General features: G+C 51.1%; 21 protein-coding genes. All 21 read left to right on the top strand.

Annotated elements, in window-relative coordinates:
- Positions 1-6: 6 nt before the first annotated feature.
- The 21 genes from HW447_RS18030 to HW447_RS13760 all read left to right on the top strand — a co-directional run bounded on the left by HW447_RS18030 (position 7) and on the right by HW447_RS13760 (position 19,725).
- Positions 7-1,317 carry a sensor histidine kinase gene (locus tag HW447_RS18030; protein ID WP_176255731.1) on the top strand — a complete coding sequence of 437 codons (1,311 nt, stop codon included), beginning with the start codon at positions 7-9 and terminating at the stop codon, positions 1,315-1,317.
- Positions 1,317-1,991: a response regulator transcription factor gene (locus HW447_RS13855; RefSeq protein ID WP_176255730.1), complete on the top strand. Its 675-nt coding sequence runs from the start codon at positions 1,317-1,319 to the stop codon at positions 1,989-1,991. Before HW447_RS18030 ends, HW447_RS13855 begins: the two co-directional genes overlap by 1 nt.
- A gap of 107 nt (positions 1,992-2,098) precedes the next feature.
- Positions 2,099-3,415 carry an ABC transporter substrate-binding protein gene (locus HW447_RS13850; protein ID WP_176255729.1) on the top strand — a complete coding sequence of 439 codons (1,317 nt, stop codon included), beginning with the start codon at positions 2,099-2,101 and terminating at the stop codon, positions 3,413-3,415.
- Between the two features lie 44 nt (positions 3,416-3,459).
- Positions 3,460-4,284, top strand: a complete 825-nt coding sequence (locus tag HW447_RS13845) for a Cof-type HAD-IIB family hydrolase (protein WP_176255728.1) — start codon at positions 3,460-3,462, stop codon at positions 4,282-4,284.
- 115 nt (positions 4,285-4,399) lie between these two features.
- Positions 4,400-5,461, top strand: coding sequence for an SH3 domain-containing protein (locus HW447_RS13840; RefSeq protein WP_176255727.1), 1,062 nt, complete (start codon positions 4,400-4,402; stop codon positions 5,459-5,461).
- A gap of 280 nt (positions 5,462-5,741) precedes the next feature.
- The gene (locus HW447_RS13835; RefSeq protein WP_176255726.1) at positions 5,742-7,514 is read left to right on the top strand and encodes a methyl-accepting chemotaxis protein; all 1,773 of its coding nucleotides are present in this window, start codon (positions 5,742-5,744) and stop codon (positions 7,512-7,514) included.
- Between the two features lie 320 nt (positions 7,515-7,834).
- On the top strand, positions 7,835-8,146 hold the full coding sequence (locus tag HW447_RS13830) for an ATPase (RefSeq protein WP_176255725.1): 312 nt from the start codon (positions 7,835-7,837) through the stop codon (positions 8,144-8,146).
- Positions 8,147-8,150: 4 nt separating this feature from the next.
- Positions 8,151-9,173 (top strand): V0D/AC39 family V-type ATPase subunit, encoded by a 1,023-nt coding sequence (locus HW447_RS13825; protein WP_176255724.1) that lies wholly within the window; start codon positions 8,151-8,153, stop codon positions 9,171-9,173.
- Positions 9,174-9,188: 15 nt separating this feature from the next.
- Positions 9,189-11,135, top strand: a complete 1,947-nt coding sequence (locus HW447_RS13820; protein ID WP_176255723.1) for a V-type ATP synthase subunit I — start codon at positions 9,189-9,191, stop codon at positions 11,133-11,135.
- A gap of 29 nt (positions 11,136-11,164) precedes the next feature.
- On the top strand, positions 11,165-11,605 hold the full coding sequence (locus tag HW447_RS13815) for an ATP synthase subunit C (RefSeq protein WP_176255722.1): 441 nt from the start codon (positions 11,165-11,167) through the stop codon (positions 11,603-11,605).
- Positions 11,605-11,913 (top strand): V-type ATP synthase subunit F, encoded by a 309-nt coding sequence (locus HW447_RS13810; protein ID WP_176255721.1) that lies wholly within the window; start codon positions 11,605-11,607, stop codon positions 11,911-11,913. Before HW447_RS13815 ends, HW447_RS13810 begins: the two co-directional genes overlap by 1 nt.
- A 54-nt stretch (positions 11,914-11,967) precedes the next feature.
- On the top strand, positions 11,968-12,549 hold the full coding sequence (locus HW447_RS13805; RefSeq protein WP_176255720.1) for a V-type ATP synthase subunit E: 582 nt from the start codon (positions 11,968-11,970) through the stop codon (positions 12,547-12,549).
- Positions 12,550-14,316, top strand: a complete 1,767-nt coding sequence (locus HW447_RS13800) for a V-type ATP synthase subunit A (protein WP_176255719.1) — start codon at positions 12,550-12,552, stop codon at positions 14,314-14,316. It abuts the gene before it with no gap.
- Positions 14,317-14,327: 11 nt separating this feature from the next.
- The gene (locus HW447_RS13795; RefSeq protein WP_176255718.1) at positions 14,328-15,704 is read left to right on the top strand and encodes a V-type ATP synthase subunit B; all 1,377 of its coding nucleotides are present in this window, start codon (positions 14,328-14,330) and stop codon (positions 15,702-15,704) included.
- An 11-nt stretch (positions 15,705-15,715) separates the two neighbouring features.
- On the top strand, positions 15,716-16,330 hold the full coding sequence (locus HW447_RS13790) for a V-type ATP synthase subunit D (RefSeq protein WP_176255717.1): 615 nt from the start codon (positions 15,716-15,718) through the stop codon (positions 16,328-16,330).
- A gap of 198 nt (positions 16,331-16,528) precedes the next feature.
- Complete coding sequence (locus HW447_RS13785) at positions 16,529-16,804, top strand: HU family DNA-binding protein (RefSeq protein ID WP_176255716.1); 276 nt, start codon at positions 16,529-16,531, stop codon at positions 16,802-16,804.
- A gap of 3 nt (positions 16,805-16,807) precedes the next feature.
- Entirely contained in the window at positions 16,808-17,047 is a 240-nt protein-coding gene (locus HW447_RS13780) for an RNA-binding S4 domain-containing protein (RefSeq protein ID WP_176255715.1), read from the top strand.
- Positions 17,048-17,168: 121 nt separating this feature from the next.
- Positions 17,169-17,456, top strand: a complete 288-nt coding sequence (gene yabP / locus HW447_RS13775) for a sporulation protein YabP (RefSeq protein WP_176255714.1) — start codon at positions 17,169-17,171, stop codon at positions 17,454-17,456.
- 13 nt (positions 17,457-17,469) lie between these two features.
- Positions 17,470-17,814: a spore cortex biosynthesis protein YabQ gene (yabQ, locus tag HW447_RS13770; protein ID WP_176255713.1), complete on the top strand. Its 345-nt coding sequence runs from the start codon at positions 17,470-17,472 to the stop codon at positions 17,812-17,814.
- Positions 17,815-17,848: 34 nt separating this feature from the next.
- A complete protein-coding gene (locus HW447_RS13765; RefSeq protein WP_176255712.1) occupies positions 17,849-18,166 on the top strand; it encodes a septum formation initiator in 318 nt (105 codons plus the stop codon).
- Between the two features lie 143 nt (positions 18,167-18,309).
- Positions 18,310-19,725 carry a SpoIIE family protein phosphatase gene (locus HW447_RS13760; protein ID WP_176255711.1) on the top strand — a complete coding sequence of 472 codons (1,416 nt, stop codon included), beginning with the start codon at positions 18,310-18,312 and terminating at the stop codon, positions 19,723-19,725.
- Positions 19,726-19,780 lie beyond the last annotated feature (55 nt).

Here is a 19,780-nt window from a genome sequence, read left to right as displayed (position 1 = left end):
TTGAATATGAACAGGGAAAAAGCAGTGAGCGGACTGCAGATAGCCATGTATATGTTAAACCTGGCCGCGGTATGTCTGGTGGCAGGCATCATGAGCTTTAGCCTGAAGGCGATCGTCCGTTCCATGGATGCCCTGAGCTTTCTGGAAATGATTCAGGCCAGGCCCTGGCGTCCGGAAACCATTCTGCTGACGGCTGTCTGCGCGTATCTCTTTCTGGTGTTTTTGAGCACGCTGCTTCAGCAGCGGGAGGAACGGCCGGGTGCATTAAGAACCTGGCTGTTGGCAGGAGAGACGGCGGCCTGTGTGGCTGCCACGGCAGCTATGGGAATGAATTATGATGGACTGGTGCTTTTAGTAGTGGCTGATCTGATTCGGGGCCAGAAGGGCAGCCGCCAGAAACTGATTCTGGGGATTGCAGTAGTGGCGCTGTATACAGTGCTCAATTATAATCTTGCAGGAAGATGGCTGGGAATGGTGTCCTGGGACGCTTTCTTAAGCTGTTACCAGAGCAGCGCCCAGATCTGGCTTCGGGGGCTTCGCAGCCTGATTACTTCTGTTAATCTGGCCATGTTCATTTTATATATGACTATTCTGATCCAGGGAGAATACAGGGAAAGGGCCAGGATCCAGCTTCTATATGAACAGCTGGAATCGGCCAATGAACAGTTAAGAAACTATGCCATGGAGGCAGAGCGCAATGCAGAAACCAGAGAGCGCAACCGCCTGGCAAGAGAGATTCATGACACGCTGGGCCATGCTCTGACCGGGATCGTGGCCGGAATCGATGCCTGCATTACCATGCTGGATTATTCTCCAGAGGCCACCCGAAGCCAGCTGGAAAAGGTTGGAACTGTAGCTCGCCAGGGCATTACCGATGTGCGCCGGTCCGTGAGCAAGCTGCGGCCGGATGCTCTGGAAAAGCTTCCGCTGGAGGAGGCGCTGCGGACGATGCTGGAGAATATGGCCTCCGCCTCCGGGGTGAACATATCCTTTGAGAATCAGGTACGCCCTCTGAAGTTTCACGAAGACGAGGAAGAGGCGGTGTACCGGGTGATACAGGAGGCTTCCACCAATGCCATACGGCACGGCCATGCTGCCCGGATCAGTATCTGCATTGCGAAAAAGGATCAGTGGCTGACGGTGCAGGTAAAGGACAACGGCTGCGGCTGTGAGAAGGTAGAAAAGGGCTTTGGGTTAAAACACATGGAAGAGCGGTTAAAACTGTTAGGCGGAAAATTATCCTGGGACGGCAGCCGCACAGGATTTGTGATCCGGGCGGAGATACCGATCCGGTGGGGAGAGGGGTATAGTTCATAATGGATGGAAAGATAAAAATTGTAATTGCAGATGATCAGGAGCTGATCAGGGAAAGCCTTAAGATCGTCCTGTCGGCCAACCCGGATATGGAGGTCACGGATACAGTGGCGGATGGAAGAGAGGTGATCCGCTCTGTGCGGGCCTGCAGGCCGGATGTGATCCTGATGGACGTGAGAATGCCGGAGATGGACGGCGTTTCCTGCACCAGGATCATTAAGGAAAATTATCCTCAGATCAAGATTATTATACTGACTACCTTTGATGATGACGAGTATGTATATAATGCGCTGAAATACGGGGCCAGCGGCTATCTGCTCAAAGGTGTTTCCATGGCGGAGCTGTCTTCGGCGATTCGTACCGTTCACAGCGGGAAGGCCATGATCAATCCCGATGTGGCGGTAAAGGTAGTGCGGCTCTTTTCGCAGATGGCTCAGAGCAATTACGGTATTCGTGTGGACAGCCGTATGGTGGAAGAGATTGGAAAGACGGAATGGAAAGTGATCCAGCAGGTGGGCTACGGACGATCCAACAAAGAGATTGCCGCAGCCTTGAATCTGTCTGAGGGAACGGTGCGCAATAATCTAAGCTCTATTTTAAGTAAGTTGGAGCTGCGGGATCGGACTCAGCTTGCAATCTGGGCGGTACAGACAGGAGTGACGACCAGACAGCTATAGAATATGGCCGCTGAAAGGTTCGGATGAGTGCTGTCATGGGGGCGGTTCGGCCGGTTTTCCCTGGGGGGAGGGAAAATCTGAGAACACCGCAGATGGGAGGACGGGAGATGAAGAAAAAGGGTAAAGATCAGAAAGCGTTTCCAGGTGCAGCCTCGGCGGCAGCTTCGGCGCTGCTTCTGACCGTCATGGCGGCTCTGGTGTTCTGCAGCATACGGAACAAAGAAGAGGGTCAGGTTCTGCGCTTTGGGATGTGTGCGGAAAGCTACTGGGACGTTCCGGTAGGAAACTGCTATCAGATCGTGGATGATGCCATTGCCCGGTTTGAAAAGGAGCATCCGGGGGTGAAGGTGGAATACGTCAGCGGCATACGCAGGGATGCCTATCCGGAATGGCTGGCAGAGCAGGTTCTTCTTGGTACGGAGCCAGATGTATTTATGATTCCCAAAGGGGAATTTGATACACTGGCAAGCCTTGGGGTTTTGCAGGAACTGGATGGAATGATCCGAAGGGACGGCGGTTTTTCATCCCAGGCATATTATTCGGGAGCCTACGAATATGGGAATATATCCCAGAAACAGTATGCTCTGCCTTATGAAAGCGTTCCTACTCTGATGTTTGTGAACAAGACCTTTCTGGAAAGGGAGGGAATTGATATGCCAAAGGATGACTGGACTAGCGAGGAATTTCTGGATATCTGCAGACAGGTCACAAAGGATACAGATGGGGATGGGATTCTGGATCAATTCGGCTGCTATGATTACAGTTGGCAGGATGCAGTGTATGCCAATGGAGCCGCCCTTTTTGATTCGGATGGAAAATATGCCTATTTTTCAGATGTACGGGTAGAGGAGGCTCTGCGCTTTGTCCAGGAACTGAATGGATTAAACCATGGATTTTTTGTGACTTCCAGAGAATTTGATCTGGGAAAAGCGGCCTTTATGCCTCTGGCCTATTCAGAATACAGAACGTATAAGCCGTATCCCTGGAGGATTAAGAAGTATTCTGACTTTGAATGGGATTGTGTGAAAATGCCTTCGGGGCAGGAGGGAGAGAGCCGGACAGAACTGGATACCCTTTTGATGGGGATTGGAAGCCGCAGCAGCCGGAAGGAACTGGCATGGGAATTTTTAAAAGAGCTCTGCTATGAGGGAGAGACGCAGAGGCAGCTTTTGGAGGATTCTCAGGGAGTGCCGGTGGTAAAAACTGCCCTTCTGACTAAAGGCGGTAGGGAACAGGGCCAGATGGATTTTGAAATTTTAGACCAGGTCATGGGGGAAGCAGTGGCAGCCCCTCATTTTGGAAAATATCCTGAAGCCATGAAACGCGCCGACAGCGAGGTGGAACGGATCCTTTTGGGGGAAGCCTCCATGGACAGCGGGCTTTTAAAACTGCAGCGGGAAATGATGGCGTTTTTGAAGGAATAGGCGTTTGCAGGCATCCAATGAGCAAAAGAACGGGAGGAAGAAAAATGAATAGAGAAACATATCGCATTGTATTCAGCGACATTGACGGTACGCTCTTAAACAGCAGCAATCAGGTTCCGGATTCAGCAAAGCGGGAGATCAGACGTCTGTACCGCGGCGGCGTGCCGTTTGTGCTGGTGTCAGCCCGTATGGCTTCGGCCATGACTCATATCAGGCAGGAGCTGGGAACGGGAGGCCCTATGGTGTGCTACGGAGGGGCGCTGGTTTTGGATGAGGAGGGAAGGACGATCTATAGCTGTTCTATGCCCCTTTCCCTGGCTCTGCCTGTTAAAAGGGAAATGGAAAATCGTTTTCCCGGGCTGTGCTGCAGCGTTTATGGCGGCGATATCTGGGCGGTAGACTGCCGTCAGGACGAGCGTGTTGCCCATGATGAGCGCATAACCGGCACAAAGGCCGTAGAGCAGGCAGCAGATTCAGGTATTTTTGAGAACACGGGAGTCCACAAGCTTCTGTACATGGGCGATCCGAAGGAGATCCACGCCGCCAGTCTCTGGCTGAAGGAGCATATGCCCCAGATAAATGCCGCCTGCTCTTCCCCTAATTATCTTGAGGTTATGAAAGCAGGCGTGGGAAAGGCACAGGGGATGGAGGCAGTCTGCCGTCATCTGGGGATAGACTGCCGGCAGGCGGTTGCTTTTGGAGACGGCTATAATGATCTGGATATGCTGTGCGCCGCCGGCCGCGGATATGCCATGGCAAATGCTCCTGAGGGCGTTCGGGCCGCAGCTCCTTATGTCACAAAAGCCAATGATGAGGATGGAATAGCCTTTGCATTGAGAGAGTGCTTTCCTGAGGCGGCCCGGATCTGAACTGAATCCAACGTTAAAATCCTTCCGATTCCTAGTGCAATTTCAAGTAAAGTAAGGTATAATATGGTCACAGAAAGTTTTTGCGGAAATCCGCTTACACGAAGGAGGAAGGCATATGTCAAATCTGGAGCATACCACCAGCTGGCAGCAGATCCAGCAGGGGGTCAGAGAGGCAGAACGTTTGATCGTTAATAAAAATTACAATCTTGTGATGGTAAAAGCGAGACAGACCTTAGAGTGCATGGTGCGCTGTATGGCAGAGAGGGCCTGCCTGGTAGAGGGAGATTTATCAGACACCATCGACCAGCTCTATGAGGGAGGATGGATCGATAAGCAGACCAAGGATAATTACCATACAATCCGTATTCTGGGCAATAAGGCGGTTCATGAAAATGACAATACGGCTTATAATGCCGATCAGGCCTATCAGTTGCTGACCCAGGAGGTCCACGCATTTTCCCATGATGTAAATGCGCCCAGAGGGGGGCGCAGCCAGAGACCTCCTGTTTCCAGGAGCAGTCAGGAGCGGGCCTTTGCAAGAGGAGAAGAACGGATGGCTCAGAGAAGGGCTCCAAGGAATCAGGTTTCGGGCAGCCGCACAGGCAGCCGTCATACCGGCCAGGGCCAGAGAGGTCAGGCAGGCCGTTCCGGTTCCGGCCAGAGAGGCGGAAATGTCCACCGGAGAAAGCGCAGGAGGGTGTCGCCGTTATTTTATTTATGGCGTCTTTTGATTCCTGTTCTGGTGGTAATTTTCCTTATTGTGGTGATCCGCATGATGCGCCCGGCTCAGGACGATACAAAGAATACCGTGGTTTCCACCGAGAGCGTAACCACGTCTGAAGCGATGACGGAGAGCGCTTCTGAAACAGAATCCGAGAGTGCTGTGGAGACCGAACCGGAGACTGAGCCGGAGGCTGATGTTTATGTGGTCGCCGGAAACAGTGTGAACGTCCGCACAGAGCCGTCTACCAGCAGCCGCATCCTGGTTCAGCTGGCCCATGGAGCGGAAGTGAATTATGTAAAACGCTACAACAATGACTGGACCGTCATAAATTATGACGGCCAGGAAGCCTACGTTTCCAGCAAGTATATCGAAAAAAAGACGCCGGAAACAGAAAGCGCCCCGGAAACGGAACATGGGGAAGAGACGCAGGCCCAGAGCAGCCAGGCTCAGTAAAACTGTCAATAACCGTCGGACAATGGAGAACCCGTTGTCTGGCGGTTATTTTAGTTGTCCCCTTTGTATAAAAAACAATAAAATTTCCAAATATTGTATGAAAAGAGATAAAAAAACAGAATGCTGCTAAAATTGATTAAAAATTCTCTTGCGTTATCAAAGTAAAGTGTATATAATGCCATGGTAAAATGTGAATGGGAGCAATTATTTTCCAGGATATGCTCTTGTATTCACTGCCTCATCTGAAAAGCAAACAAAAAGAAAAAGGAGAGTACACAAGATGAAGAATTTGAAAGTCAAAAGTAAATTGCTGCTTGGATTTGGTATACTGATATTTCTGATGCTGGGCGTCTCGCTCTCATCCGTTATCGGACTGAGAGCATTAAACAGGGAGAATAATACTCTTATCAAAAAGACGCTCGCCAATACCAACTATGTTTGGGAAATGAGAAGGAATCTCATCTCCGAACAGAGATATGAACTGATGGCGTTTGCTGAGAGCGATCTGGGCAGTATAAAAAACAATCTGGATATGGCACAGCAGGAAGTTGACAAAAATACGTCCCTTTTGGAAGAATATAAGAAAAACTACCGCGTAGATAAAAGTAAGGTAGATCAGCTGGAGAAGCTTTTTGAAGAAGAAGCCGCCCCAAGACAGAAGTTTATGAATCTGCTGTCACAGGGAACAGAAACCGGCAATACGGAGGCATATGCCCTGTTTGAGAATGAATTTAAACCGCTGCTGGATGATCAGGCGCAGCTGCTGTCTGATATTGGAAACGAACAGATCAGCCTGGCGGAGGCTCAGACAAAAAAAGCGGCAGTTACATATTATAAAACGCTGGCTGTGACAGTAGGTCTTATTGTGATTGCGCTGGTTGTCAGCGTGATCGTTATAAAAAAACTGGTAAAGGGGATTACGGCTCCCCTTGCGGAGATTGAGAACGCTACTAATTCCCTTTCCCGCGGTGATTTTGATGTTCAGATCACTTATGACAGTAAAGATGAGTTTGGAAAAACCTGTAAAAATATGCAGAACAGTTTTTCAGCGCTGAAAGTCATCATTTCTGATATATCGGCTGTGCTGGGCGCATTGAGCAAAGGTGACCTTACAACCGGAGTATCGGTAGAGTTTCCGGGACAGATGCGGGAAATTGCCGTTTCTATTCAAACATTAACAGCAAACTTAAATGAATCGATGCGTTCCATCCAGGAGTCTGCAAACCAGATCAGCGCGGGAGCAGATCAGGTTTCCAGCGGAGCGCAGGCTCTGGCTCAGGGGGCAACAGAACAGGCCAACAGCGTAGAGGAATTGTCTGACGCGATTTCGGAGGTTTCCGGCCAGGTACAGGCCAATTCAGAAAATGCAGAAAAGGCCAATGCGCTTGCAGCCGATTCTGGAAAGGTGGCACAGTACACGTTGAAGGATATGAATGAGATGATCTCAGCCATGCGTGAAATTTCCACAAACGCGGAAGATATAAAAAAGGTTATTAAGGTGATTGATGATATTGCATTTCAGACCAATATTCTTGCGCTCAATGCGGCGGTAGAGGCTGCAAGAGCCGGATCTGCAGGAAAGGGATTTGCAGTGGTTGCGGATGAGGTGAGAAATCTTGCAGGAAAGTCCTCTGAGGCAGCAAAAGGAACTACAGAACTTATTGAAAGCGCGCTTACCGCGGTTTCTCATGGAGAAAAAATTGCAGAAAAGACAAATACTGCTTTTGAGGAACTGGCCCGAAAGGTGCAGGAAGTGGTAGAAACCATTGGGGAAATTTCCAGTGCATCCAGAGAGCAGGCAGACGCGATCCGGGAGATTACGGCCGGGGTGGATCAGATTTCCTCGGTTGTCCAGATGAATTCTGCAACCAGCGAAGAAAGTGCGGCGGCCAGTGAAGAACTTTCCGGCCAGGCAGGCGTGCTCAATGATCTGGCGAGACAGTTCCGTCTTGCGGCGAATCCGTCAGATTCGGGAAATGCAGCAGATCATCTTTTCGCTCCGGAAAATGATTTTAAAGAGCCGGGATACGATCCGGGGGATGAGAAATACTGAATATAGATGCTTTTGAGGGCGCAGATGACGTTTGTTCATCTGCGCCCTGCTTGCAGAATAAATCAAAAACGAAGACAAAGCATATGGCCTGCAGTATGCCTGATATGTACATAATATTGAACATAATGCACAAAAATACGGGGTGGAGTTTGGCAAAAACGCGGATCCATCTCTTTTTTGTTCTGCATACACTTAAAATTTATTGTTAAAAATATATTTATTTTACAAAATGCCACTGGTATTTTTGAAAAAAAGTAGTATCATAATGGGATATGAAACGGACTTTTTCAGGAAAGATCCGGGAAAAGGAGGAGCAAGGCATGGATACAGTGATCGACCGATTATCGGATATTGAAAAGGCCGCCGGCTCTGTCATGGACGATGCGGGAGTCAGAAAAAAGGCTCTGGCAAAGGAAATGGAAGAGAAAACGGCGGCTTTTGATCAGGAGCTGGAGCGAAAGACCGCAGAGCGCATTTCGCAGATTCAGGAACAGATGGAGCGGGAGATGCAGGAGGAGCTTGACAAACAGGCCTCAGACGCCAAAGCGGCCATCGCCCGGCTGGAGGAGACCTATGAAAAACATCATAAAGCGTATGCGCAGACACTCTTCCAGAATATGATAAAGGAGTAAGCCTATGGGAAGCCTGATCAGTTACAGCGGCATTTCCACGAAGGTAAGGGCCATGGAGCGGTGGCGCATCCGGCCGGAGCAGTTTGAGGCCATGGCGGCTCTGGAGAGTGTGCCGGAGGCGGTGCGTTTTCTGCGCTCCATTCCTCCCTATGAGGAGATCTTTTCCGGCGTGGAAGATAAGGAACTGCACCGGGGAAGGATTGAGCAGCTGCTCAACCTGGCACAGTACAGGGATTTTGCCCGGCTGTATCAATTTGCCAACATCAAGCAGAGGCGGTTTCTGGATCTGTATTTCATGCACTATGAGATTGGTATCTTAAAGACCTGCCTGCGCAATGGAGCCGGAAGGCGTGAGGCTGCCCAGGATCTGTCGGGCTTTAAGGAGTTCTTTGACCGCCACTCCTCTCTGGATCTGGTGCAGCTTTCGCAGTGCCGTTCCATTGACGAGGTGATTGCGGGCATTAAGGGCAGCATTTACTACGGGCCTCTTTATGCACTGCGCCAGCAGGGAAACGCTACCCTTCCTGCCTGTGAGACTGCGGTGGATATGCTGTATTTTAAGACGGTGTGGAGGATCAAGGACAAATATCTCTCCGGCCATGAAAGAAAGGATCTGACCCAGTGCTTTGGAACGAGGATGGATATGCTGAACCTTCAGTGGATCTGCCGCGCCAAGAAGTATTATCACCTGCCGGAGGGAGACATCTATGCATTGATTATCCCTATCAGCCTTCATCTGAAAAAGAAGGAGATCCAGGCCATGGCTCAGGCAGAGGAACTGGAGCAGGTTTATGCCGTGATACGAAACAGCTGGTACGGACGCCTTGACATGGGCAGTCTGGAAAACGGACAGAGTCTGGAAGGCCCTGCCAGGGAGATCGTGGACAGGATTTATGAGCTGACCAGCCGTAAGGAGCCTTATTCTGCGGCTGCACTCAATTCTTATCTTTATTTTAAGGAACGGGAGATCGAGAAGATCATCACTATCATCGAGCGGATTCGCTACGGAGTGGCGGCGAACGCATAAAGGGGGTTTTACGACGTGATCGAAAAGATGAAATTCTTGAGTATTACCGGCCCCAGAGAGGACATTGACCGGGTAGTGGACACATACCTGTCCCGCTATGAAATCCACTTGGAAAATGCCCTTTCCGAGCTGAAAACGGTAAAAAACTTGAGACCATATATTGAGGCTAATCCCTATAAGGAGCAGCTGGCCTCAGCCAGAAATCTGATGGAGCGTTTCAGCGGAACGCTGCCGAAGATTCCTGCAAACCGGGGAGAATCCCTTCCTGGAATTAAGGAAGCGGCCTCCTTTGTGGAGCAGCTGAATGAAGAATTAAAAGAACTGACCAAAAAAAGGGAAGAACTGGCGGTTCAGATCCAGGCATTAAAGCAGTCCAAGGATCGGGTGGCCCCGTTTACGGAGTTAAATTACAGTCTGCGGGAGATCCTGGGCTTTAAGTTCATTAAATTCCGTTTTGGCCGTGTTACCAGGGAATATTATGACAAGATCAATAACTATGTGTACGATACCATTGATACGGTGATGTTTAAGTGCCTGGAGGATCCGGAGTATGTCTGGATCGTGTATTTTGTGCCGGATAAGCTGTCTGAAAAAATCGACGCCATCTATGCCTCCATGCACTTTGAGCGTGTGTTTCTGCCCGACGAGTACGAAGGTACGCCCTTAGAGGCAGAGCACGTGCTGGCGGACCGGATCCAGGCTTTAGAGGCCCAGGAACGGGAGGCCCAGGAAACGGTAAAAACGATTCTGGAGGAGAAGAAAGAGGAGCTTACAGGGGCCTGGATCCGTCTGGAGCGTTTCGGAGTCAATTTTGATGTGCGCAAGCTGGCGGCCTGCACCATGCACGCCTCCAACAACTTCTATATCCTCTGCGGATGGATGACGGAAAGAGATGCCAGGGCCTTCCGAAAAGAAATCGAGGAGGATGCGGATACGTTCTGTATCTTGGAGGACAACCGGGGGAATATTACAAGCACGCCGCCTACGAAGATGAAAAATCCGGGGCTTTTTAAGCCTTTTGAGATGTATGTGGAGATGTACGGCCTTCCCTCCTACAATGAAATCGACCCCACGGTTCTGATTGGAATTACCTATTCTGTTCTCTTTGGCTTTATGTTCGGAGATGCGGGACAGGGCCTTTGCCTTCTGATCGGCGGATTTTTGCTGTATCGTCTTAAAAAAGTCCGGCTGGCGGGCATTATATCCTGCTGCGGTTTCTTCTCTGTTATCTTCGGCCTGTTGTTTGGAAGTATCTTCGGCTTTGAGGATATCATAGACGCCCTGTGGCTCCGCCCCCAGGAGGCGATGACGGATCTGCCGTTTATCGGCCGGCTGAATACGGTGTTTGTGGCGGCGATTGCCATTGGCATGGGAATCATCCTGCTGTGTATGATCCTTAACATTATCAACAGCGTAAGGGCCCATGATACGGAAAAAATATGGTTTGACACCAACGGCGCGGCCGGCCTGGTATTTTACGCCGCTCTTGCTTCTGTGATTGTGCTGTATATGAGCGGGAACCCTCTTCCGGCTACGGCAGTGCTGGTGGTTATGTTCCTGATCCCGCTGGCTGTGATGTTCTTTAAGGAACCTCTTACCGCCATGGTGGAAAAGAAGGCCGAGAAACTTCACGGAGGGGTGGGAATGTTTATTACCCAGGGGATTTTTGAACTCTTTGAAGTGCTTTTAAGCTATTTTTCCAATACCCTTTCCTTTGTCCGGGTAGGCGCCTTTGCAGTGAGCCACGCGGCCATGATGCAGGTAGTTCTGATGCTTGCGGGGGCAGAGGCCGGCGATCCCAACTGGGGCGTTATCATCGGCGGGAATCTGTTCGTCTGCGGCATGGAGGGCCTGATCGTAGGCATCCAGGTACTCCGTCTGGAGTATTATGAACTGTTTAGCCGGTTCTACCGGGGCAGCGGGCGTGCTTTTGAACCTTATGGAAAAACAGAGAAAGCCTGAATCAAATCAATAGAAAAGGAGAAGCCATTATGAGTTTATTAGTTAAGATCACATTAAGCGCAGCGCTTATTTTAAGCACCATAGTTCCCTTTGGGGCATTTGCAATAGGAGAAAAGACGAGAGGACGATATAAGGTTGCTCTGGCAGTGAATCTTTTCCTCTTTTTCGGCACCATGATCGTTGCTGCCGTGCTGATGTTTGACGGAAATGCGTTCGCGGCAGAAGGGGCGAAAGAAACGGCTGCTGCGGTTTCCTCGGCGGCCGGAATGGGTTATTTATCCGCAGCGCTGGCAACAGGTCTTTCCTGTCTGGGCGGCGGTATCGCTGTATCTGCGGCAGCCAGCGCCGCTTTGGGAGCCATCAGCGAGGACAGCTCCATTCTTGGTAAATCCCTTATCTTCGTCGGTCTTGCCGAAGGTGTGTGTCTGTACGGACTGATCATTTCCTTTATGATCCTTGGTAAGCTCTGATGAAAATGTATCTGATCAGCGACAACATCGACACCTGGACCGGTATGCGGCTGGCAGGTGTGGAAGGGGCGGTCGTCCATGAGAGGGAAGAACTGAAACGGGAGATTGATAAGGTCCTGGCCGATAAAGACATTGGCATTATCCTGCTGACAGAGAAATTCGGCAGGGAATTTCCGGAACTCATCGATAACGTGAAGCTGGAGAGACGGCTTCCGCTGATTGTGGAGATCCCGGACCGCCATGGCACCGGCCGCAAGCCGGACTTTATCACCTCTTATGTGAACGAAGCCATCGGACTGAAGCTGTAAAGCGCGCCGCAGGGACGTTCAGGCGCATTTTCATAGAGAAAGCAGGTGAAGAGCATGACAACTGAGGAAAAACTGAAACATTTTCAGGAAATCTGCATGACGGATGCAAGGGAAAAAAGCGCCCGTATGCTGGATGACTGCGTCCGTGCGCTGGAAGCGGCTTTTGAGGAGCATAAGGCAGACGCAGAGCGCAGGGCCGCCATGCAGGAAGAAGCCCAGAGAGAGAAACTGGAGCGGGAAAAGAACAAAAAGCTTTCCATTGGCCAGCTGGATCAGAAGCGGGAGATCAGCCGCAGGCAGGAGGAGCTAAAGGATAAGCTTTTTGTGGAAGTAAAGGATATGCTGGCAAATTTTATGGAGACCAGGGAGTATCAGGAGCTTTTGGAAAAGCAGGTTCAGGCCGCAAAGGATTTTGCGGGCGACGAGGCTCTGATCATCTATATGGATCCTTCCGATGAGGATAAGGCCCGCAGACTGGCCCTTCACCACAATGTAACGGTGAAGATCAGCGAGTATTCCTTTAACGGCGGCATCCGTGCAGTGGTTCCGGCCAAGCACGTTCTGATCGACAGCTCCTTTGATACAAAGCTTAAAGAGGCCAGACACGATTTTACATTTGATTTGGGAGGTAAGTAAATGGCTAAGACAGGTGTGATCTACGGGATCAACGGCCCTGTAGTTTCTCTGGAGGGAGATCCCGGATTCCAGATGAACGAAATGGTGTACGTCGGCAGGGAAAATCTGGTAGGCGAAGTCATCGGACTTACCTCGGAAAAGACAACCATTCAGGTATATGAGGAAACCAGCGGCCTAAAGCCGGGAGAGACTGTTACCGGCACCGGCGCGCCTGTGTCCGTGACCCTGGCTCCCGGTATCTTAAACAATATATTTGACGGCATTGAGAGGCCCTTAAGCAAGATCGCCGAGCACAGCGGCTATTCCATCAGCCGCGGCATCAGCGTGGATGCCCTGGATACTTCCAGAAAATGGGATGCCCATATTACTGTAAAGAAGGGCGATCGCCTGATGCCGGGAACCATTATCGCAGAGGTGCCGGAGACACGGGCCATTGTCCATAAGGTCATGGTGCCGCCGGACATGGAGGGCTATGTGACAGAGGTGGTTTCTGACGGCCAGTATACCATCAATGAAATGCTGGTTCGGCTGCAGCTGATGGACGGCTCCGAACGGGAACTGACCATGACCCAGAAATGGCCCATCCGCGTGCCAAGGCCTACAGCCAGACGGTTCTCCGCCACCAGGCCCCTGATCACGGGCCAGCGGATTCTGGATACCATGTTCCCGCTGGCAAAGGGAGGCACAGCGGCCATTCCAGGCGGTTTCGGAACAGGAAAGACCATGACCCAGCACCAGATTGCCAAGTGGTCTGACGCGGATGTGATCATCTATATCGGCTGCGGGGAGCGCGGAAATGAGATGACCCAGGTGCTGGAGGAGTTTTCAGAACTGATCGACCCAAAGAGCGGCAATCCGCTGATGGACCGGACTACTCTGATCGCCAACACATCCAATATGCCGGTAGCGGCCCGGGAGGCCAGCCTGTACGCCGGGCTGACTCTGGCGGAGTATTACAGGGATATGGGCTATCACGTGGCTATTATGGCGGATTCCACCTCCCGATGGGCCGAGGCGCTGCGAGAGCTTTCCGGCCGTCTGGAGGAGATGCCTGCCGAGGAAGGGTTTCCGGCCTATCTGGCCTCTCGTTTGTCGGCTTTTTATGAACGGGCGGGCATGATGCGCAACTTAAACGGCACAGACGGTTCTGTGACCATCATAGGAGCCGTTTCTCCTCAGGGAGGCGATTTCTCCGAACCTGTGACCCAGAATACCAAGCGTTTCGTTCGCTGCTTCTGGGGACTGGACAAGAACCTTTCCTATGCCAGACATTTCCCGGCCATTCACTGGCTCACCAGCTACTCAGAGTATATAAACGACCTGTCGTCCTGGTACATGGACAATGTGGATCAGAAGTTCGTGGATTACCGCAATCGCCTCATGGCCCTGCTGACCCAGGAAAGCAGCCTGATGGAGATTGTAAAGCTGATCGGCTCCGACGTGCTGCCCGACGATCAGAAGCTGGTGCTGGAGATCGCAAGGGTGATCCGTCTTGGCTTTCTGCAGCAGAATGCATTTCACAAGGACGACACCTCTGTTCCGCTTAAGAAACAGTTTAAGATGATGGAGATCATTTTATATCTCTATAAGAAGTCAAAAACACTGATTTCCATGGGGATGCCTATGTCGGTGCTGAAGGAGGATCCCATCTTTGATAAGATCATTTCCATCAAATATGATGTTCCGAATGACCGCCTGGAACTGTTTGATGAGTACCGGGCGCAAGTGGACCGGTTCTATGAAAATGTAGTGGAGCGCAACGCATAAGGAGGATTCAGATGGCAGTTGAATATTTAGGTTTAAGTGAGATCAATGGCCCTCTGGTGGTTCTGGAGGGCGTTCAGAATGCGGCGTATGATGAGATTGTGGAAATGACTGTGGCAGGCAGCACAAAGAAGATCGGCCGCATTATTGAGATATACGGGGATAAGGCGATTATTCAGGTATTTGAGGGTACGGACGGCATGGCCCTGCGGAACACTCATACAAGGCTGACCGGACATCCCATGGAGATCGCCGTGTCTGCCGAGATGCTGGGGCGAACTTTTAACGGCATCGGTGAACCCATTGACGGTCTGGGCGACATCATTTCCGATGTGCGTCTGGATATCAACGGACAGCCATTAAATCCGGTGTCCAGAGAGTATCCCAGAAACTACATTCGTACGGGTATTTCCGCCATTGACGGCCTTACCACGCTGATTCGCGGGCAGAAACTGCCTATTTTCTCCGGAAACGGCCTTCCTCACGATCAGCTGGCGGCTCAGATCGTACAGCAGGCTTCTCTGGGGGAAGGCTCCGATGAAACGTTTGCCATCGTATTCGGAGCCATGGGCGTTAAGCATGATGTGGCGGATTTCTTTCGCAGAACCTTTGAAGAAAGCGGCGTGTCGGAGCACGTTGCCATGTTTATCAACCTGGCAAACGACCCGGTGGTGGAGCGCCTGATCACGCCCAAGATCGCCCTGACCCTGGCGGAATATCTGGCCTATGAGAAAGGAATGCATATCCTGGTGATTCTGACAGATATGACTTCCTATGCAGAGGCCCTGCGTGAGGTTTCCTCCTCCAAGGGAGAGATTCCGTCCAGAAAGGGGTTTCCGGGTTACCTATACAGTGATCTGGCCTCTCTGTATGAGAGAGCGGGCATTGTGGCAGGGCGTCACGGATCTGTGACCCAGATTCCCATTTTAACCATGCCCAATGACGATATCACCCATCCCATCCCGGATCTGACGGGCTATATCACAGAGGGGCAGATTGTGCTGGAACGGCAGTTAAACAGCCAGTCCATCTATCCGCCCATCAGCGTGCTGCCGTCTCTGTCCCGCCTTATGAAGGACGGAATCGGAGAAGGCTATACCAGGGCGGATCATCAGGACGTGGCCAATCAGCTGTTTTCCTGCTATGCCAAGGTGGGAGACGCAAGGGCATTAGCATCTGTTATTGGAGAGGATGAACTTTCGCCCACGGATAAGAAGTACCTGGAGTTCGGCAGAGAGTTTGAGAGCCGGTTTATCGGCCAGAGCCATTATGAGAACCGGTCTGTAACAGAGACGCTGGATATCGGCTGGGAGCTCCTTCGGATGCTGCCCAGAGAGGAACTGGATCGTATTGATACAAAGATCCTGGATCAGTTTTATGAGAAAAGGTGAGGTGATACAGTATGGATCCCAATACATTTCCCACCAAAGGAAACCTGATCGCGGCGAAAAATTCCCTGAAGCTTGCTGGTATGGGCTATGGCCTTATGGACAAAAAGAGGAATATCCTGATCCGGGAGCTGATGGGGCTGATCGATGAGGCTAAGGGAATCCAGTCGGAGATCGACGCTGTGTTTACCGCAGCCTACAAGGCGCTTCAGGAGGCCAATATCGAACTGGGGATCAATTATGTCCAGGAGATCGGTATGTCCATACCCATAGATGAGGGTGTGGGGATCAAGGCGCGCAGCATTATGGGGACGGAGATTCCTCTTGTCCGCCATGAGTCGGGACCCATGGAGGTGGCCTACGGCTTCAACAATACGTCTGAGTCTCTGGACATTGCCAGACAGCATTTTGAGCGGGTGAAGGAGCTGACTATTAAGCTGTCCATGGTGGAAAATTCTGCCTATCGGCTGGCAAACTCCATCAAAAAAACGCAGAAGCGGGCCAATGCCTTAAAAAACATCACAATTCCCCATTATCAGGAGTTGTCAAAGTCTATTTCTGACGCCCTGGAAGAGAAGGAACGGGAGGAATTTACCCGCCTTAAGGTCATAAAGCGGATGAAGGATTAAAGGGTGGGCAGCTATGGTGAAAAACCGCTGCAAAAGGCACGAAAAACCTTGACAAATCTTAGCAAAACAGATATAAATGATAGGGTATAAATTGACATTACCATCAGAACGGGATCCTGAATCTTACGCAGATGGGATCCGCCTCCCAAAGGAGCGCGGTTCTGTTTCAGGTTTCCCATCATCTAGGAGGAAAAATTGATGAATAAGACAGAATTAATCGCAGCAGTTGCTGAGAAGGCAGAGATTTCCAAGAAGGATGCTGAGAAGGCAGTTAAGGCGTTCACAGATGTTGTAACTGAGGAATTAGTAAACGGCGGCAAAGTACAGATCGTTGGCTTTGGCAACTTTGAGGTTGCTGAGAGACCTGCAAGAGAGGGAAGAAATCCCAAGACCGGCGAGGTTATGACCATCGCAGCTTCCAAGTCTCCAAAGTTCAAGGCTGGCAAGGCTTTTAAGGATGAGGTTAATAAATAATTCATGAGACTTGATAAGTTTCTTAAGGTCTCCCGTCTGATCAAGCGCAGGACCGTGGCAAACGAGGCCTGCGATGCAGGACGCGTCCTGGTCAATGACAAACCGGCCAAGGCCTCCTTAAATGTAAAGACAGGCGATATCATCGAGATCCAGTTTGGAGCCAGGGCAGTAAGAGCTGAGGTGCTGGATGTCCAGGAGACCGTTAAAAAGGATGATGCAAAGGAGCTGTTTAGGTATCTGTAAGAGCGGTTTCGCTTCGGTATAAAACAGGTCATCATACGGCTTGTGGTATAGAAATGCCCGCCTCCCCATATATTTATTTTAAGGGACTGCCCTTACGATGAATATATGGGGAGGTTTTTGTATGGAAGAAAAACTGGGCGCGGCAAGACCCCACCGTCTGACCATTCAGGACCGGAAACTGGCGGGGATTACCGGCGTATCGGACTGTGTATCCTTTGATGAAAATGAGGTGGTGCTGGATACGGATATGGGCCTTTTGACTATTCGGGGAAAGGATCTCCATGTGAACCGGCTTACCCTGGAAAAAGGGGAGGTGGATCTGGAAGGGACGGTGGAAAGCTTTGTCTACAGCTCCAACGAGGCCCTGCGCCGGTCCGGGGAATCTATTTTTACCCGGCTCTTTAAGTAGAGGAGGGAGCGTTTTGAGCGAGCGGATTTATTATGAGCTGCTGCTGACGGCCCTCAGCCTGATCACCGGCGGATGGCTGATGGCAGTGTATGACGGTTTTCGTTTCCTTCGTATCCTGATCCGGCATAATTCTCTGTTTGTGGGGGTCGAAGACTTTTTTTACTGGATCTACGCAGGGGGAGCGGTATTTATGCTGCTTTATGAGCAGAACAATGGGGCTTTTCGTTTCTATGCAGTAGCGGGGGTGTTTCTGGGGATGGTTTTTTACGACCGTTTTGTAAGCCGATTTTTCTTCCGGTGCTTGAAAAAGATACATAAATGGTTTAAAATGATAACAAAGGGCGTTCTCACCCGCTGAATGCCCGGTTTTGCAGAAATCAGGAGAGCAGTTCATGGGATCTTATGGAAGATCAAAGCGTGCAAGACGCGGCAAATGGGAGAATCGTATGGCGATCTTAGGCATAACTATGGTGGTCATTTCTCTTGCTGTGGCTGTAAACGCCAAGGGAGCTTCTCTAAGGCAGACAGAACTGGATTATCAGCAGAAGGAAGAGGAACTGACCCGCAAGGTGCAGGATGAAGAGAACCGCACCAAGGAGCTGGAAGAATACAAGGTCTATGTCCAGACCAAGCAGTATGCCGAGGAGGTAGCCAAGGAAAAGCTGGGTCTGGTAAACCCGGATGAGATTCTTTTAAAACCCAAACAATAGGGAGGATGTCGAAAATGGTCGAAGGATTTTCCCTTACAGCCAACTGAATACGACAGATATTTCCCCTCTGGTCCGCGTATACTGGATAAGAGATGGGCTTTTCAGGAGTACCAGGCCCATCCGCGCAGATTGGAGGGATTTTTTTGTTGTCAGGAAAACAGGAAGTAAGAGTGAGATCCGATGTGAATTATTATACGGCCAGAAAGCTAGAGGACATGGCACGCTCCATGGAACGGCTGGCAAAGGCCTTTGATGAAGGAATGGGAAAGGAGTCCGGCCTCACAAGAGACGACGGTCTGGCAGCCATGGAGACGTCGGCGGCCATGGTGTGCGGGGACTGCAGTCAGTGTGGGATCTACATGGACAGCCGGAGGGAGGACAGCTATTACCTCTACTACCTCCTTCGTGCCTTTGAACAGAAGGGGCAGATCGAAAAGGAGGATATGCCTAAGCTTTTTCAGGCTGACTGCCGTAAGAAGGAGGATTATCTGTCCCAGTTAAACCGCAGTCTGGCCCGCGCTACCATGAACCTTTCCTGGAAAAACCGTTTTTTGGAGAGTCGCGATGCTGTGGTGTCCCAGTTTCGGGAGATGTCCCTGATTCTGGGGGAGTTTTCCCATCAGATCGACCAGGCGGCGGATGTGACGTCCGAGTATGGATACATAATGAAAAAGCTGTTCCGCCGGTGCCATGTGGCGGTGGAAAATATGCTGATCCTGGAGTATGAGAGCGGACGCAGGGAGGCCTATGTGACGGCAAGAACCACCAATGGCAGGTGCATGACGGCAAAGGATGCGGCGGGTCTTATGGGAGAGGTGGTGCCGGGAACAAAATGGAATCCCGCAAGGGACAGCCGGAGCATCATTACAAGGCAGACGGGAACCGTCCGGTTTGAGGAGGAGGGAGAATATCAGCTGCTCTATGGAGCGGCCAGAGTACCAAGGCAGGGAGAGCGCTATTCGGGAGATAACTATACCTTTTGTGAGAGCCCCGGCAGTCAGGCGATGATCAGTCTTTGCGACGGCATGGGCTGCGGGGAGCAGGCGGGCCAGGAAAGCCGGCAGGTGGTAGAGCTGACAGAAGGGCTCCTGGAGGCAGGGTTCGGTCCCAGGGCGGCCTTTAAGCTGGTGAATACGGTACTTCTGCTTGCGGGGGCGGAGCAGCATCCGGCGGCGCTGGATGTAAGTTGTGTGGATCTGTATACCGGGGTGCTGGATGTGATGAAGCTGGGAGCTGCGCCTACCTTTGTGCTGGGCCAGGAGGGCGCTGAGGTGCTGGAGGCGGGTCAGGTGCCCGCAGGGATCCTGAACGGGGCGGAGCCGGTAATGCTTTCCAGAAAACTCTGGGACGGGGATCATGTGATCATGGTGACAGACGGGGTGTTGGACGCGCTGCCGGGAGAGGATAAGGAGCAGGCGATGTGTCAGTATCTGGAAAGCATGGAGTTTATGACGCCCCAGGAGATGGCGGAGCGGATTCTGGAGTTTGCCCTGTCCTTTGTGCCCGGAGCCAGAGATGATATGACAGTTCTTACGGCTGCCATCTGGAAGAAGGAGTGACAAAGCCTCTTAAAACTAAAAGGATTTTTGGAAAAAACTTGCCTTTGAACAGAAG

The organism is Enterocloster alcoholdehydrogenati (assembly GCF_013282095.1).
In the GTDB taxonomy this organism is placed as follows: Bacteria; Bacillota; Clostridia; order Lachnospirales; family Lachnospiraceae; genus Enterocloster; species Enterocloster alcoholdehydrogenati.
The sequence above is the reverse complement of the archived record's forward strand: the minus strand, read 5'-3'. Positions and strand labels throughout refer to the sequence as shown.